15 protein-coding genes and 1 pseudogene are annotated in these 16,960 nt (G+C 53.6%); 13 read left to right on the top strand and 3 right to left on the bottom strand.

Annotation, left to right across the window (positions count from 1 at the left end; genetic code table 11):
• The 13 genes and pseudogenes from HYD27_RS23055 to HYD27_RS23115 form a co-directional block, all read left to right on the top strand.
• Nucleotides 1–640, top strand: a 640-nt coding sequence (locus tag HYD27_RS23055; RefSeq protein ID WP_219219012.1) for a hypothetical protein, incomplete at its 5' end; no start/stop codon positions are given.
• The gene (locus HYD27_RS32760) at nucleotides 633–977 is read left to right on the top strand and encodes an LPXTG cell wall anchor domain-containing protein (RefSeq protein ID WP_219219013.1); all 345 of its coding nucleotides are present in this window, start codon (nucleotides 633–635) and stop codon (nucleotides 975–977) included. The genes HYD27_RS23055 and HYD27_RS32760, both read left to right, overlap by 8 nt.
• 173 nt (nucleotides 978–1,150) lie before the next feature.
• Nucleotides 1,151–1,441, top strand: a pseudogene (locus HYD27_RS23065) (LURP-one-related/scramblase family protein); the annotation flags it as partial.
• Nucleotides 1,442–2,889: 1,448 nt separating this feature from the next.
• Entirely contained in the window at nucleotides 2,890–3,831 is a 942-nt protein-coding gene (locus tag HYD27_RS23070) for an alpha/beta hydrolase (protein ID WP_219219014.1), read from the top strand.
• Between the two features lie 459 nt (nucleotides 3,832–4,290).
• Entirely contained in the window at nucleotides 4,291–5,868 is a 1,578-nt protein-coding gene (locus tag HYD27_RS23075; RefSeq protein ID WP_309242117.1) for an HD-GYP domain-containing protein, read from the top strand.
• Nucleotides 5,869–6,090: 222 nt separating this feature from the next.
• On the top strand, nucleotides 6,091–6,483 hold the full coding sequence (locus HYD27_RS23080) for a NusG domain II-containing protein (protein WP_219219015.1): 393 nt from the start codon (nucleotides 6,091–6,093) through the stop codon (nucleotides 6,481–6,483).
• Nucleotides 6,467–7,018, top strand: coding sequence for a Gx transporter family protein (locus HYD27_RS23085; protein WP_219219016.1), 552 nt, complete (start codon nucleotides 6,467–6,469; stop codon nucleotides 7,016–7,018). Before HYD27_RS23080 ends, HYD27_RS23085 begins: the two co-directional genes overlap by 17 nt.
• Before the next feature lie 29 nt (nucleotides 7,019–7,047).
• The gene (locus tag HYD27_RS23090) at nucleotides 7,048–7,917 is read left to right on the top strand and encodes an ATP-binding cassette domain-containing protein (protein WP_219219017.1); all 870 of its coding nucleotides are present in this window, start codon (nucleotides 7,048–7,050) and stop codon (nucleotides 7,915–7,917) included.
• Nucleotides 7,893–8,792 (top strand): energy-coupling factor transporter ATPase, encoded by a 900-nt coding sequence (locus HYD27_RS23095; protein WP_219219018.1) that lies wholly within the window; start codon nucleotides 7,893–7,895, stop codon nucleotides 8,790–8,792. Before HYD27_RS23090 ends, HYD27_RS23095 begins: the two co-directional genes overlap by 25 nt.
• On the top strand, nucleotides 8,785–9,576 hold the full coding sequence (locus tag HYD27_RS23100) for an energy-coupling factor transporter transmembrane component T family protein (RefSeq protein WP_219219019.1): 792 nt from the start codon (nucleotides 8,785–8,787) through the stop codon (nucleotides 9,574–9,576). Before HYD27_RS23095 ends, HYD27_RS23100 begins: the two co-directional genes overlap by 8 nt.
• 20 nt (nucleotides 9,577–9,596) lie before the next feature.
• Nucleotides 9,597–11,519, top strand: coding sequence for a peptidase U32 family protein (locus HYD27_RS23105; RefSeq protein WP_219219020.1), 1,923 nt, complete (start codon nucleotides 9,597–9,599; stop codon nucleotides 11,517–11,519).
• A 148-nt stretch (nucleotides 11,520–11,667) separates the two neighbouring features.
• A complete protein-coding gene (locus HYD27_RS23110) occupies nucleotides 11,668–12,969 on the top strand; it encodes an aspartate aminotransferase family protein (protein ID WP_219219022.1) in 1,302 nt (433 codons plus the stop codon).
• A 1-nt stretch (nucleotide 12,970) separates the two neighbouring features.
• Nucleotides 12,971–13,855 (top strand): UbiA-like polyprenyltransferase, encoded by an 885-nt coding sequence (locus HYD27_RS23115; RefSeq protein WP_219219024.1) that lies wholly within the window; start codon nucleotides 12,971–12,973, stop codon nucleotides 13,853–13,855.
• 818 nt (nucleotides 13,856–14,673) lie between these two features.
• Here HYD27_RS23115 and HYD27_RS23120 read toward each other — a convergent pair.
• The 3 genes from HYD27_RS23120 to HYD27_RS23130 form a co-directional block, all read right to left on the bottom strand.
• Nucleotides 14,674–15,147, bottom strand: a complete 474-nt coding sequence (locus tag HYD27_RS23120; protein WP_219219026.1) for a hypothetical protein — start codon at nucleotides 15,145–15,147, stop codon at nucleotides 14,674–14,676.
• Nucleotides 15,148–15,363: 216 nt separating this feature from the next.
• Nucleotides 15,364–16,344, bottom strand: a complete 981-nt coding sequence (locus tag HYD27_RS23125) for a polyprenyl synthetase family protein (RefSeq protein ID WP_219219028.1) — start codon at nucleotides 16,342–16,344, stop codon at nucleotides 15,364–15,366.
• Nucleotides 16,345–16,362: 18 nt separating this feature from the next.
• Nucleotides 16,363–16,812, bottom strand: a complete 450-nt coding sequence (locus HYD27_RS23130; protein WP_219219030.1) for a hypothetical protein — start codon at nucleotides 16,810–16,812, stop codon at nucleotides 16,363–16,365.
• Between the last annotated feature and the right edge of the window lie 148 nt (nucleotides 16,813–16,960).

A 16,960-nucleotide genomic window follows, 5' to 3' on the forward strand; every position in this document is an offset into this window, starting at 1 on the left:
CGACACCGGGCGAGACACCGGCGCCGACACCGGGCGAGACACCGGCGCCGACACCGGGCGAGACACCGGCGCCGACACCGGGCGAGACACCAACGCCGACACCGGGCGAGACACCGGCGCCGACACCAAATCCATCATCGACGCCAACACCAAGCCCGTCGGCAACACCGGACCCTTCGCCGACACCAGGACCTACACCGACGCCAACGCCAAGCGCATCGGCAACGCCGACACCAAATCCATCATCAACGCCAACACCAAGCCCGTCGGCAACACCGGACCCTTCACCGACACCAGGACCTACACCAACGCCAAGCGCATCGGCAACGCCGACGCCAAGCGCATCGGCAACGCCGACGCCGAGCGCATCGGCAACGCCGACGCCAAGCGCATCGGCAACACCAACGCCAAGCGCATCGGCAACACCGACGCCAAGCGCATCGGCAACGCCAACGCCGGCGCCAAGCGCATCGGCAACGCCGGCGCCGAGCGCATCGGCAACGCCAACGCCGGCGCCAAGCGCATCGGCAACGCCGACGCCAAGCGCATCGGCAACGCCGACGCCAAGCGCATCGGCAACGCCGACGCCAAGCGCATCGGCAACGCCGACGCCAACCACTACAGTAGCTTTTGTGCCTGAAACTGTGCCAACGCCTACACCGCTCACGTTAATTGGTACGATTGTGGATGATACGGTGATTAATGATGGTCCAGTACCGCTGGGACCTGTGCCAACGGCCGTTCCTGAACCGACAGCATCACTGCAGCCGACCCCTGCGCCTGCTCCGGCGGCCACACCGCAGACCGGGGAAGAAATCGTAATTGATGACGAGGTTCCGCTGGGCAGCGTAGAGGCCGATAAGCTGCCGCAGACCGGGGAATCCAGTCCGGCACCGTATTATATCGCGGGTCTGGGGATAGCCGGGTTGGGCCTGCTCCTCAGCAGAAGAGCAGGAAGCAGTAAACGCAAACGTTAAGCACCTATGAGGTGTAACAAATTATTCTATCTGTCCCTCTTCTTCAATTAGAAAAAGCTGCTTCAGGAGACATTCTCTCCAGAAGCAGCTTTTTGACAGCAGAAAGCGGCTATATAGATTGAACTGAAAACTTTACACCCTAACCAGTAAACGATCAATTATTTCAAGAGGGCACTGAGGAAGAAAAGTTATGGGACTATTCTATATCGAAGGAGTTTTCTTCCTTAAAAGCACGCTATACAATTGATTCGGCTGACCTTGAGGTACAGGGTAATTGGTGGGACATGAATTTTCAGGTCTTACAGCATGGAGTAGTCATAGGTGAAGTGAGCAAGGAGTGGTTCACTTGGGGCGATAGCTACAAGGTTCAAATATTGAATGAGGAGATTGAGGCCATCATGATTGCGATTGTTGTCGCAATTGATTGTGTGAAGGCTGACCAAGCTGCCGCTTCTCACCAGTGATGCAAGTCTTGGCCGCCGCTGTTATTTCCATTTATTTAGCCTTTTATGTGCTGCCTTGTCCATACCAAACATTTTGCGGAATTTCCACTGTAAGTCCCTGTTGATGGAATTGTCGTAATCCCAAAGTTCGTATAAACATCCGGAAAAGCAAGTAATTTATCCCTTAGGCATAATGAGAAATGCCTGTTTCCAAACCGCATTTTCCACGATGCCCCTAACCAAATCCCTTCGCTCGTAATATGATTATGTCCTGGAAATGATCCAGTATCAATGCTTCCTCTTTCTTTTCGAAAGGGATCGGGCTTAAAAGTTTTGCCAATTCTGATCTTCTCCGGAAACCGCATAGCCGGCTACCCCAGCATACCTTTGAAAAGAATCAGTAAACCTGCCCGCGATTTCATTAACGAAGGGAGTTGGGGAATATCTCTGGATAAAGTAAAGGAACCCGCCTCATCTTTTAAATCCAACTGAAAAATCTACATACTCCTTTGAAATTAAATTTTCTGAATCTCTATGTATATGAATTGAACCGGCAAACCTGAAAAAGCTGATGGAACGCAAGGAGCCCATAGGGAACTGAAGCGAAGTGGAAAAAGTAACACTAATGGGCTGGAATTCTGGATTTAACAGGCTTTAGTGGGATTTTGTACACTTATTGGAGGCCATCTCCCCCCATACACCTGATTTCAGCCGGATTAGCTGTACTTTTTCCCACTAGGGATGATCCATTATCCGAATGCGCTACCTTAGTGTTCCTTTTTACCACTAATTACGGCTGGCGAAAAAGCGGCGGAAGGGAATTTGGAGACTGCAGGAGCGGAGCGTCTGCCTTTGTCTGCGGATTTCCACCGCGAACAGTGATATACATCAAGAAATCTGCAAACGGGCAGCGGCGGGAAGTCCAAGCATTCTCCGGAGTCACGACCAATCCTAAATAGAAAAATTACAAGTTCAATCTATGTAGCAACGCGTCATGCAGGTATGACTGAAGTTTTTCCAGCATATTGCTTACTGTTTCTGTTTCCGATTCCTGTTGTCATTCCTTCGGACCACTACGGACCGTACAGGCTCTATTTTCCGCATACGGCCCATGCAGCCCGGTTAACGGACCGGAACGCGCTTATTGCCTCTCCGGCAGGCATTTTCCGGAAGAAACTCTGTAATAAGTGCAGTTGAGTCCGTTAGCATGGCGAAAACCTGGCTTCCGCATGAAATAAGAACCCCTGAGTCCGCTGCAAGGCGACAGACTGACCTGTCAGAGGACCAACACAAGTCGCGAGTTTATGCCGCCATCGGGGGCGGTGATTAAACACTCCCTTTATTAATCAGCTTATGCCGTATTTCCGGATGGTCCCGGAGCCATGGTATACTATGCTGGAAATCGGCCGGAGATAAGGCTTGCCCCTGGGCAGGTTTCCATTAAACCGAAGGAAAGGTGACATACGTTCATGTGGAGTGCAATTATACTTGCAGTTGTGATTATCATCGCTGGCGCCGTTACCTATGCGGGATTCTTTTTTTACGGCATCGCGATCAAGCGGGCTCCCAAGGAGTTCCTGGCCAAGACGCCTGATCTTAAGGCGGAGCCGCCGGTCGCCGGAGTGTCCTGGGGGGAAGGGGCGGAATGGGTGTCACGCCACAGCTTCAAGAATATTGAGATCACTTCTGATGATGGTCTGAGGCTGCGGGGCTATTATCTGCCGTCAGAGCGTGCCGCAGGTCGGACGGCTATTATAGCTCACGGGTATTCCGGTAAAGGCATGGATATGGGGGCATACGCCAAAATCTATTACGAAAAATTAGGCTATAATGTGCTGATTCCCGATGCCCGTGGGCATGGCGGCAGTACAGGCGATTACATCGGGTTTGGCTGGCCGGAGCGCCGGGATTATCTGAAATGGATTGGATATACCCTCGCGGAGAGCGGACCGGAGGCGCAGATCGTGCTGCATGGGGTATCCATGGGCGCAGCAACCGTGATGATGACTTCGGGAGAAGAGCTCCCCCCGCAGGTGAAAGCCATTGTAGCCGATTGCGGATACACCTCCGTCAAAGCGCAGCTGTCCTATCAGCTGTGGCGGATGTACCATCTGCCAAGCTTTCCTTTTGTGCCGAGCGCGAGTCTGATTACCCGGGTCAAGGCCGGTTATTTCTTCGGAGAGGCCTCGGCCCTGAAGCAGGTCCGCAAAGCCCGCGTGCCTATACTGTTCATACACGGAGATGCCGACAAGTTCGTGCCGTTCCATATGATGGATGAGCTGTACCGGGCGTGCAAGAGTCCCAAGGACAAGCTTGTGGTTCACGGTGCGGGTCACGGCTTGGCTTATGACACGGATAAGGCAGCGTATGTAGGGAAAATAGTTGATTTTGCCGGCAGATATATACATTGATCTTGAAAAAGTCCCGTAAACGTAGACGCGCCCGATATCCGCAAGCAGCGGTTATCGGGCGCTAATATGTTCCACGCATGGGGCCGTTCCTTGGCCTTCAAGGAAGCGGCGAAGCCATGCATTCTCAGTATATTTAATCCCCCGCCGTCCGTGAGCAAAACGGGTATCTTGATTCCTTGTTATTTCCAGCAGCCGTGTGGCGAGAATAATCCTTCCAAAACGACAAAAGCCCTACCTCTCTTTTGTCCTTGCGGCTCCGTGGCCGCGCCAGTGCGAATCGGAAAACTATGTTCGAATTTAATCTCATAAAAAGGAAGAGTACTGCAAGAAAACGTAAGATTTTGTGTCCAAAATGCCGATAATAGATAAACGGGCAACGCATCGGCTTGACATCTTCTTGATGGGGATGTTTTATACAGAAAACAAATATTCTTTGATTATAGCACGGAATGTTTTGGAATGCAAATAGCAGGGCTGGCAGCAGGGCTGGAAACGGGGGGACGGATGAATTTATACGGAGCTTTTTTGAAAAAGCAGATTCGCAATTATATATTCGGCTCTGTGGTCGCGGTGCTGGCAGTGGGAAGTCTGATCCTGCTCTCCTCGCTGGAAATAAGCCTGGAGGAGCACTTGAAGCTGCTGACGGTGCTGCTGCTCTCCTTCATCATTATGGCTGCTGCGGAGATCAGTGTTTTCGTCAGGCAGCTCCGGCCCATCCGAAAGGCATTGAAGGAGCGGCAGCCCACACTCGCTATGCTGGAAGAGGCTTATTTACATACCCATCGGCTGCCGAAGCTTGCCATACAGCGGATACTGGGGCCGCATTTTCTGGGTTTGTCTCTGCCTGCTTCGCTGATGACCTTTTGGCTGATCCGTACAGGATTAATCAGTCTTCCCTACTTTTATCTTGTGCTTGCGGTTGCCGGGGCGGTTCTCGTGGCCTGCATGCATGCGCTGATTGAATTTTTCCTGACCTGTTCGGCTATCATTCCGCTTATTAAGGAATTCAGGAACCGGGCTCTGGAAATGTATAAAGTCGATTTTTCCCTGGAGGGGCATGTTTTTGTGTCGATCCGGCCCAAGTTCCTTATAACCTGTATGCTGATCGGCACCTTCCCGCTTTTTCTTTTTATTATGGCGACCCAAATCCGGCTCGAAACCCTGCGGAGCATTTCAGTGGAGAGTCTGCAGGGCTACTGGGAATGGGCGGGGCTTGTGCTGCTGATCGGCACTCTTTTTTCTTCCATAGCAGCCTGGCTTCTGACCCGGAGCGTGCAGCATCCCATCAACGAACTGTACAAGGCGATGAACAATGTCAAGGACGGGCGTCTGCTGCAGGTGCAGGACGAATATTCCGATGAATTTTCGAAGCTTGTGGCCGGATTTAACATGATGGTCCGCGGTCTGCAGGCCCGGGAGCAGCAGAGCAGGCAATTGCTTGACAGCTATTTCACTACACTCGCCGTAGCACTGGATGCGCGTGATCCGTATACGGCAGGGCATTCGCTGCGTGTGGCGGAATATTCGGTCATTATTGGGCAATTGGCCGGTATGACCGGGCTGGAGCTGGATAATTTGCGCAAGTCGGCGCTGTTGCACGATATCGGCAAAATCGGCGTACGCGACAGTGTCCTCTTCAAAGAGGAGGCGCTTACCGACGAGGAATTCGACCAGATCAAAAGCCATCCGGTCCTTGGAGAGAATATTTTGCGCCAAATTGAGCCTGTGGAGAAAATGGCGCCTTATCTGGGCGGGGTCCGTTCGCATCATGAACGATATGACGGCAAGGGGTATCCCGACGGGCTGGCCGGAACCTCCATTCCTCTGCATGGCCGGATTATCGCTGTGGCTGATGCCTATGATGCCATGACCTCAGACCGCCCTTACCGTAAAGGAATGGATCATGAGCGGGCGCTGGGTATTCTGGAGCAGGGAAGAGGCTCCCAGTGGGACCCGGAGTTTGCAGGTTTGTTTCTGGCCTATTTCGGCAAGACTGAGAAATCCGGGGACTCCGGTTCTCCCAGCCGGGTAGGGTGATAGAATAAGGCAGGCGCCACAGGCCAAGTGGCATTTATCCTAATATGTCATGCGTAAGCGGATGCCATCCAGTTTGCTAATGGTATCCGCTTCTGCTTGCGTGCCTATTTTGTGAACTGCTCCGTAAAACCGACAAATCCCGAGTACATTCATTGAAGGATTGCAAATGGACCGTTATAATTAATAAGTCTGGATTTTAATTAAAAACTAAGGGAGATCATTATGAAACGCGCAGATGTGCTGCTGATTTCCATCGTGCTCATTGCCGCGCTTGCTTTTATTGTGCCGAGATGGTTAACGAACGACACTGACAAAGCGGGACCCGGCAATAATCTCGTAGCCAATATTACGGTGGATGGCAAACTGTATAAGACAGTGAAGCTTACAAAAGAAGAACAAACCATTGATATCCGCACAGAGCGCGGTTATAACATTCTGAAGGTGCACGAGTACGGAATTGAAATGTTCGATGCGGACTGCCCCGACAAGGTATGCCTGAGCTTTGGCCTGATCACCCGTCCCAAGCAGACTATCGTATGTCTGCCGCACCGGGTGTTAGTAGAAATAGCAGGCAGCGTGCCGGGAGAGGATGATATAGATGCCTATGTCCAGTAGTGAATCGGCAACGGCTTTGAAGCGGACGGTAATTGTGGCGATTTTTGCCGCAGTCGCTGTCGTGCTGAGTCTGGTGGAGGCCCAGATCCCGCTCGTCGGGGTCGGTCTGATGCCTGGAGCCAAGCTTGGTTTTGCCAACATTATGATTCTGACTTGTATTTTCTTTTTACGGGGCCGCGACGCCTTCGTGCTGGTTATCCTGAAGACTTTGCTTACTGCATTTCTGCTTGGTACATTCTCCAGTCTGCTATTCAGTCTGTTCGGCTCGCTTCTCAGCTTTGTGGTGATGTACCTGCTGGTGAAATGGGGGGGCAGGAATTTCAGCGTAATTGGAATCAGCATAGCCGGCGGACTGGCCCATAACACAGGGCAGCTGTTCGCCGCTGCCATAGTGTTCAAATCCACAAGTATTTTCTATTACTTGCCTGTGCTGCTTATTGCCGGGATCGTGACGGGGATTGCCGTCGGCTTTGCCGTTCGCTATCTGGTGGCGTCGCTGTCCAAAATATCGCTGTTTGAAGAGTTTTTGGGCTGAGCCGAACCATCAGCGGAAGGATGACTAACATGATTGAAGCATATAAAGGCTTGAAGGAGGCAGAAGGAGCGCCGGCTGTGATTACAATGGACGGTGTATCGTTCGGCTATGACCCGGAGCATCCCATTCTCCATAATATTAACTTATCCATTCCCCAAGGCCAGTGGGTGAGTGTGGTAGGACCGAACGGCTGCGGCAAGTCGACGCTGGTCAAGCTGCTGAACGCCCTGCTGCCCAAAAGTGAGGGGAATATCGTCATTTGCGGCCACCAGCTGGGTGAGGAAACGATTGGAACAATCCGGCAATGCATCGGCATGGTATTCCAGAATCCCGACAATCAGTTTATCGGGGCTACGGTTGAGGAGGATATGTTATTTGGCCTGGAAGGCCTGTGTTTGCCTTACGCTGAAATGGAGGAACGCCTGAGAACCTATACCGTGAAGCTGGGGATTGAGCAGTTGCTGTCCAAGCATCCGGGCGAGCTCTCGGGCGGACAGAAGCAGCGTGTTGCCATCGCATCCATTCTTGCCATGAAGCCAGGCATCGTCATCTTTGACGAGGCCTCTTCCATGTTGGATGAGGCCAGCCGAGATGAGCTGCTGCGCATTCTGCAGGGGATGCAGGCCGAGGGGCAGTACACCCTACTGATGATTACCCATGATGCCGACGAGATTCTGGCATCGGATCGTGTGCTTGCCCTGCACGGCGGCGGAATTGCCGCCGATACCACCCCGCAAGAGCTGTTCCGGAATGCAGAGCTGCTGGAGAAATGCCATCTGCTGGCGCCGTATCCCTGGCGCCTTGCCTCTGAACTCCAGAGCCGGGGAATCAGGGTGGAAGTTCCCGCCAGTGAAAAGGAGCTTATAGATACACTATGGCCATACAACTACAGCAAGTAAGCTATACTTACGCCGACAATAGTTTATGGAAGCAGACGGCGCTGCATGATATCACCTTCGGGGTTCCCCAGGGCTCGCTGACCGGGATTGCCGGTGCGACTGGCTCCGGCAAGTCCACGCTGCTGCAGCTGTTCAACGGCATTCTGAAGCCGACGCAAGGGACGGTAAGTGTGCTGGAGGTTACCATCCGCGCCGGCGAGAAATCGCCGAAGCTGCTGCCGCTGCGCCGGCGGGTTGGACTGGTGTTCCAATTTCCGGAGCAGCAGCTGTTCGAGGATACCGTGGAGAAGGATTTGTGCTTCGGGCCGCTGAACTTCGGCATGAGTCCCGAAGAGGCCAGGGAGCGTGCCCGCAAGGCCATGCTTGAAATGGGCCTGGATCTGGCCCTGCTTGCGCGCAATCCGTTCCGGCTAAGCGGCGGACAGATGCGCAAGGCGGCAATTGCCTCTGTGCTTGCCATGGACCCGGAAATTGTGGTGCTGGACGAGCCGACGGCTACGCTTGATCCGGTCAGCCGCGCTGAGCTGATCTCGCAACTGGAGCGCCTTTGCCGCGAACAGGGCCGGACGATTATCATTGTAACCCACCGGATGGACGAGCTGCTGCCTTATGCCGACCGCTGGATCCTGCTGAAGGACGGGGAGCTTGCTTTTCAAGGCAGCGGCGGCGAGCTTGCTGAAGATCCGGACATCCTTGCGCGCTGCGGTCTTGGCGTGCCGCATTCACTGCGGTACTGGCGTGCAATTGCCGACCGCTTCGGGCTTGCAGGAGAGAAGCCCTGCCTTACAGCTGAGAGCCTGGCCGAGCGGCTCGCTTCATTGCCCGGGACGGGCATTTCAGCCGGTACGGCAGAAATGGGGGATGCCCATGAATGAGCGGCTGCTGCTGGGACGCAGCATTGAGACCGGCTCATGGGTGCATAAGCTGGATGCGCGTTCGAAGCTTACAGGGATGCTGCTGTATGTGGCTGTGATTCTGCTCTCGGCTTCATGGATGTCGATGGCGCTGCTGGCAGTGTTTTCGATTTCAGTGATGGCCTCGACGCGTATTCCGCTGAAATACTTCATTAAGGCCGCCAAGCCTTTGCGTTATTTAATGCTGTTCATCTTCATTGTGCAGCTGCTGACCGTCAAAGAGGGCGATGTACTGTGGTCCATCGGCTCGTTCGCCCTGCATGAGGGCGGGCTGCGACTGGCTGCTTTTTCCGTCATCCGCATGCTGCTGCTGATCACGTTCACGGCGCTCCTTACTTTTACGACAACGCCTGGCAAGCTGAATCAGGGTCTGGAGGGCATCCTGTCGCCGTTCAAGAAATTCGGGCTGTCGCCTGACCGGATTACACTCATGATCAGCATTGCCCTGCGGTTCATCCCGACGATTCTGGATGAAGCGCAGATCATAATGAAAGCCCAGGCCTCCCGCGGAGCCGATCTGCAGGAGCTGCCCTTGAAAGAGAAAGCGCGGATGCTCGTATCGCTGCTGGTGCCTGTAATCTCCAGCGCCTTTCGGCGGGCACAGGATCTGGTCTATTCCATGGAGGCCAGAGGCTTCCGCATGGATGCTCCGCGCAGCCGGTATCACCGCCTGAGGTGGGGCGCTGCCGATACCGTTTTTGTCGCTATGTTCGTCATCATGGGAGTTACAGTCGCATTATTGTAATATTTTAGGGGGAACCAACAATGGCAAGATTTTTTAATGGCAAAGAAGTTGAACTGCTCGCACCTGCGGGAACGTTCGAGATTTTCAAGGCAGTTGTTGAATCGGGCTGTGATGCTGTGTATTTCGGCGGTCCGGTGCTCAATATGAGAATGATGCGCAAAGGCTATAATCTGTCCCGCGAGGAAATTATAGAAGCCCTTGGGATAGCACATAGTCTGGATAAAAAAGTATATATCACTGTAAACAATCTCTTCAGCGAAGACGATGTGGAGGAAGCCAGAGCGTATTTGAGGTTTCTGGACGAGGCCCGTCCGGATGCGCTGATTGTTCAGGATATGGCGGTGCTGGAGCTGATCCGCGAGATGGAGCTTACCGTTCCAATCCACGCCTCAGTCATGATGAATGTCCACAATCTGGAGATGATTTATGCCCTGCGTGATCTGGGAGTGAGCCGGGTGGTTACCTCGCGGGAAATGGATCTGCAGACGGCCAAGCTCCTGGGGCAGAAGAGCGGTATGGAGCTGGAATACTTCATTCATGGCGATATGTGCTCCGTGCATGGGGCGAACTGCTATTTTAGCTCCCAGGTATTCGGCATGAGCAGCAACCGGGGCAAATGCATGAAGCCTTGCCGCTGGGATTACCGGATTAAGCGGGACGGATATGTCTTCCCGGCGGAATACCCGCTGGCCGTCAAGGATATGTTCATGTATGAGCATCTTCCCGAGCTGATCGAATCGGGCATCACCTCCTTCAAAATCGAAGGCCGGATGCGCGATAAGGAATTTATGGTCTCACTTGCGAACAGCTACAGTGAGGCGATTGACCGGTATATTGAAGATCCGCTGGGCTTTGACCGGACCGTGAATTCCAAAGAGCTGTACAAAAACCGCAAACGGGATTTCTCCACTGCATATGCTTTTGGCAAACCAGGACTGGCGAACATTAACCGCCGGTATGAGGGAACCGGCAAATTCTACAGCACAGGCAAGGTCTTCAGTACGCCAACTGCCGAACGAGAGCTGTCCGAGGCCCGGGTACTGCAGCTGCGTGAATGTCTGGCTGAAGCAGGACATGCGCCAAAGGCGAAGCCGGAGCTGGCTGTACGTGTGAATAACATGGAGCAGGCCCGGCTTGTGCTCGAAATGGGCGTGGAAAGCCTGTACCTGCCAGGAGATGTATTCGAGCCGGACCGGCCGTTTACGAAGCGGGATATCAAGGAGCTTGGAGCGGTTAAAGGTGCAACGAAGCTGTACCTAGGGATGCCGCGGATGATGACCGAGCTGCATTTTGACCAGTATGACCACCTGCTGAACGGAGAACGGCTGCCGATTGACGGGTTGATGATTACCAATCTGGGGGCGATTCGCCGCTACAGAGGCGCAGGGTATTCAATGATTGGCGATGCCAACCTGAATGTATACAATCACCTTTCTGCCGGACTGTACGCCGGGCTGGGCCTGGAGAAGCTTACTGTATCGCCGGAAATGACGATGGAGCATTTTGCCGCCTTCACTTCGCGCTGTGATCTGCCGCTGGAAGTTGTCGTTCATGGCACACCGGCGCTTATGTACATGGAGCATGATCTTTACGAGAACACCGAGGTTATGGAGCCTATTGCCGAAGAGGATAATCTGTATGTCAGCAACGATGTGCTGGTGCTCAAAACCGACAAGGGTGAAAATCCGGTCTACCGTGACCAGTACGGCCGCTGCCATCTGCTGTTCTCCAAAGAGCTTTGCTACCTGCCTATGCTGAACGAAATGAGCGGACTGGGCATTGCCAGCTTCCGGATCGAAGGGGCAACCTACAGCACAGAAGAGCTTCGGACCATTATTGCCGCCTACCAGGCAGCCTTGGACGCCCCTCCGCAGGAGGATTTGCTGGGCGGACTGAAGCCGGTATATGCCGGTTATACCCTGGGTTCCTTGCAGTTCAATTGATATATTTGAATTTTAAAATATTGGGATTGGGCGTATAATAAATGATATGCGGCAGGTTGATAAGTTACTTTTTTCACAAATAATTGAACTGAACTTTTATTCCAGATTGTATCGCCCGGACAGGCGCCTGAAAGCGAGGGAATCCTTCATGAAGCAACAAGAGACGGCCATTGGAAGAACGGCGGTTGCCGCCAAAAGAAAAGAATATTTCTACCCATGTACGGTACATTTTTACCGCGATGCCCCGCAGCTTGTGTGTGGGAGCATGCAGTATGTCTATGATGAGAACGGCAAGCAGTATACGGACTTTTTCGCCGGAGTATCCGTTGTCTCCTGTGGACACTGCAACCCGGTGATTACGGCGCGCACCATTGCGCAGCTGCAGCAGCTGCAGCACACCTCGACGGTGTATCTCACGCAGCAGAGTGTGGATTTGGCCGAGCGGCTGGAAGAGGTGCTGCCGGGGAACCTGCGCCGGAGCTTTTTCGTCAACAGCGGCTCCGAGGCCAATGAGGGAGCGCTATTGCTGGCCAGAATGCATACCGGACGCAAAGGCTTCATTGCTCTGGAGAACGGGCTGCATGGGCGGACCAATCTGACGATGAGTGTAACCGGGCTGCAAATGTGGAGAACGGACAATTACCTGGATGAGGAGGTTACGTTCATTGAACGGCCATTTCACCCGGAGCTGACTCTGGAGGAGGCAGCTGCTGTCTCTCTGAAAAGCCTGAAGCGGGTTCTGGAGGAGAAAGGCGGCACAATCGCGGCAATGATCGTAGAGCCGATTCAGGGAAATGGGGGCATGATTATGCCTGTCCTTTCATATTTCCGCGAAGTCAAAGCGCTGCTCGATAAGTATGGCGTGCTGCTGATCGACGATGAGATACAGACGGGCTACGGCCGCACGGGAGCTATGTTCGCGATGGAGCATTTTGGCGTGGTGCCGGATATTATCAGCATGGCCAAAGCGCTGGGCAACGGAGTTCCGGTAGCCGCCTTTGCAACTACGGATATCATTGCCGCTTCCTTGAACCGGCCATCGGCCTCAACCTTCGGGGGGAATCCGGTGTCGGCGGCTACCGCGCTCGCGGTGCTGGATTATATCCGTGACGAACGGCTGCCGCAGCGTGCGGCCGAGCTTGGAACGCGTCTGAAGGGAGGGCTTGAGTCCCTTCAGGCACGTTACCCGGCAATGATAAAGGATGTGCGCGGAACCGGGCTGATGCTGGGTGCGGAATTGGCGGGTGCGGACGCTGCAGACTCCGCTGAGCTGACCGACAATGTGCTGGAAGCAATGAAGGACAGGGGCTATTTAATCGGCAAAAATGGCGTAGGCCGCAACGTGCTCGCTTTCCAGCCGCCGCTGGTTGTTGCCGCCGATGATATTGACGGCATGCTTACTGCTTTGAATGAAGTACTGCGGCAAGTTTCCACAGAAAAGGAAGAATAATATGGCAATCTTAAATGCTGTCAAAACCTCTGCACTTAAGCTGAAAATGTTCAGCGAGCTGGTGATGTTCTCCCACACGCTGTTTTCGCTGCCTTTCGCTGTCATCTCGATGGTCTGGGCGGCAGGAGGGTGGCCGTCCGGCCATATGATGCTGTGGGGTCTTATTGCTCTAATCGGGGCGCGCAACGGTGCGAATGCCTTTAACCGCCTCGTTGACCGAAGTTTTGACGGTAAAAATCCGCGCACCGCGCACCGTCATCTCCCGCAGCGGCTGCTTGCGGAAAAGGAAGTTATATTTTTCATCATAATCAACTATGCGTTGTTTATTGTGGCCTCCGGCATGCTGAACCTGCTCTGCCTGCTGCTGTCGCCGGTCGCTATTGTGCTGATCTCATCCTATTCCTATACCAAACGCTTCACCTTCTTAAGCCATCTGTATTTGGGCTTTGTCATTGCGTCCGCCCCGATTGGGGCCTGGTTTGCGGTGACGGGCAATATTGCCTTCACCCCATTTGTGATCGGCACGGTGGTGATGCTCTGGATTGCCGGCTTTGATATTATTTACGGTACCCAGGATATCGATTTCGACCGCCGGAACGGCCTGTGGTCCATTCCAAGCTTTTTTGGACTGGAGAATGCGCTGCGCATTTCCAAAGGCCTGCATTTCATCATGATCATGCTCCTGCTGTTCCTGTACCTCTGGCGGGATCTGGGCTGGATGTACCTGGTCGGCATCGGCATGGCTACGGTGCTGCTGATGACGGAGCACCGGATTATTAAGCCGCATAACCGGCGGCTGATGAAGATGGCCTCGTATAATTTGAATCAGGTAATCAGTATGGTGATATTGCTGTGCACGCTGACTGATTATTTTTATGTTAGTTAGGGGTGGGAGGCCGGCTGGGGCCTGGCTGAGGCTGGAGCTAGAGCCGGGGTTGGTTAGGAGAGGCAGCGCTCCGGGGAATGTTTGGACTTCCGGACGCTGCCGCTCCTCCAGTTCCAAACTTCCCCTCCGCTCCGTCCTAACCTGCCTTGGCATCCCAAAAGACTAACACAAAAAAAGACAACAAGCCCGCCAGCAGGCGTGGCGGGCATCAGCGCGGAAGGGCCTGCTAGCCGCCGCCTTCCTGACCGGGACTGTGGCCCCTGGACCCGGCTCTGCGGTGCCATTGGTTAAACCGGCAGTACTTCCGTTCCGGGACGAGCCGGATATTCTGAAGGGTCGAGCGGCATGGATGTCTATTGCACAAAGTGCAATTATGAGACACGTCTACTACAGTAATCAGAAGTAATAAGACTAATAAGTAGCCTGAAAAGCAAAAGGCCCAACCCAACCCAACCCAACCCAACCCAACCCAACCCAACCCAACCCAACCCAACCCAACCCAACCCAACCCAACCCAACCCAACCCAACCCAACCCAACCCAACCCAACCCAACCCAACCCAACCTAACCTAAAAAAGCCCGGCCGTGGGAAATCGTGTCGTGTCGATTCCGCTCCCGAACCCCAAAAAATGAGACCCAAGAGCAATAGCGCAAGGGGCAAGGGAAGAAGCCAGAGCAACAGGAAAAAACTCGCTCACGTATGCTTAGCTGCGTTCGCTAGTACAACGTTTCATAAGTTCTTTCCCACGGCTAGGGCCTTAAAGGAAAAAGAAGGGAGATCGCTGCGGTCTATTTGCACTGCCTTGCTACCACAAAAGCTAATGGGAAGCGACTCCCTTGCAAGGGAGTAGTTTGTGCCTTTGTTGTGTAAGCACGCCCGTTAGTAACCATGGTGGAGGAACTTGAGAGCTTAAGCGACTAGCCAACTGCTCCGCTCCAACAACGGCATTTCTGCCGTTATTCCTGGTCAACCTGCCCAGACCCGCTCCAACAACGGCATTTCTGCCGTTATTCCTGGTCAACCTGCCCAGACCCGCTCCAACAACGGCATTTCTGCCGTTATTCCTGGTCAACCTGCCCAGATCCGCCCCAACAACGGCATTTCTGCCGTTATTCCTGGTCAACCTGCCCAGCTCCGCTCCAACAACGGCATTTCTGCCGTTATTCCTGGTCAACCTGCCCAGACCTGCTCCAACAACGGCATTTCTGCCGTTATTCCTGGTCAACCTGCCCAGACCCGCTCCAACAACGGCATTTCTGCCGTTATTCCTGGTCAAACTGTCGAGGTACAACTTCTCGTATTCCTCCGCAAGCCTCTTGTCAACATGGGGGGGAGGAACTTATGGGACGCTGCACTAGTTTAGCGAAAGGGCAAGGGCAGAAACAAGAGCAACAGGGCCAAACCCGCTCACGAGCGCTTAGCTGCGTTCGCTAGGCACAAGGCGGGCAAGCGCGCAAGCGCAAAAATCCCCCCGGTGGCACCCAAAGGTGTTAACCGGGGGGATTTTTTAGCGGTCGCGCCGGGCAAAATACTGCAGCAAGGTCTCCAGATCGGCATGTGCCGGGTAACTGGAGAGCTGCCGGATAATTGCCGCAGCCTGTGCGAGATAATCCTGGCTGATTGCTTCGGTGCGGGCCAGGGCGTCGCTCCGGCTGATCAGAGCCAGCACATGAGCCACCTCTTCCTCCGAAGAGGCAGGACCGATAGTGCGGATGACCGGTGACATCTCCGGGTCCTGCAAGGCGAAGAGCACAGGAAGCGTAACCTGGCCATGGCGCAGGTCGCTGCCGGCGGGCTTGCCCAGGATATCCGCAGATTGGGTGAAATCAAGAATATCATCCTGGATTTGAAAAGACATGCCCAGCGCTTCTCCAAAGCTGTAGAGCAAGCCCGCGACCTCTTCCATGCTCTCGGTGGACAGTGCACCCACCCGCAAGCAGGTAGCCATCAGCAGGGCTGTTTTGTTGCGGGATTTTTCCAGATACTCTTCAAAGGTGAGATTGTAGTCGTAGGCGTGCTCCATTTGCTGGTATTCCCCCAGACACAGCTGGGCGGTAGCCACCGACGACAAGTCGTGGACATAACGGTTTTTATCACCGGTGTATTTGCTGAGCAGCTCAATTACCCGGGCAGACATATAATTGCCGATATGCACCGCGGAGAGGACGCCGGTCTTGGTGTGCAAGGCCGGTCCTCCGCGCCGCAGCTCGGCATCGTCAATAATATCATCATGAATCAATGAGGCCGCGTGAATAAATTCGGCAGCAGCAGACAACTGCAGGGTTCTGCGGCCCGGGGGCTTGCGTCCAAAACGGCTGCCAACAATGACCATCAGCGGACGGAGCCGTTTCCCGCCGGAGCCGGTCAGCTCCAGTATGCTCTGCGCCAGCTGTGACTTTTGGGGTACGTCTTTATCACGGGCCACAATGTTCTGAATTTCACGGTTAATTTCATTCAGGTCGATCTTTAAGGCTTCATGCAGCTTCATCTTTATGGTTCCCACCTGTCAAATGGCTTTGCTTGTCCGGCTATGCTGCCTTTGCTCCTGAATCAGGAACTCTTCGATGCCGGCTGCCGGGTTTTGTTCTGCGAAGTCTCCATTTGACCGCGCAATTTGCATTTTTTTAATCGAGGGAGCCAGATAAGCAACCAGGTCCAGTTCACGGCATTTCACCGCAAATTGCAGATAAAAGCTGTACAAATAATCTCCATCCAAAATGTTGCGGGTCAGGTCAGGATGATGTGGGACACATTCCATATGGCGCTGGGCAGCCACGGTAAGAATGGTATAAATACCTAGCAAATGGACTTTGCGGTCATATTCCAGATCATGGCGTTCCAGTACCGAGAGCAGATGCTCACATTCTGCCGGAGAGAGATGCAACTGAATTCCGGCGACCGGTGACATTTCAGCCTGGAGCAACCGGAAGGCATCTTCAATGAGTTTTCTGTTCACAAGATTCTCTCCTTCTTGTCGGTTTTGCCGGAAGAAACCATAGCCTTGATTATCCCTACAAAACCTTTTGATAAAACAAAAATGGGAGCTGGTTCCAGTCGGTACAGTCCCTGTTAGCTGGAAAATAAACTACAAATCTGTGATGGAT

Source organism: Paenibacillus sp. S150, from assembly GCF_019352175.1.
Taxonomy (GTDB): Bacteria; Bacillota; Bacilli; order Paenibacillales; family Paenibacillaceae; genus Paenibacillus_AQ.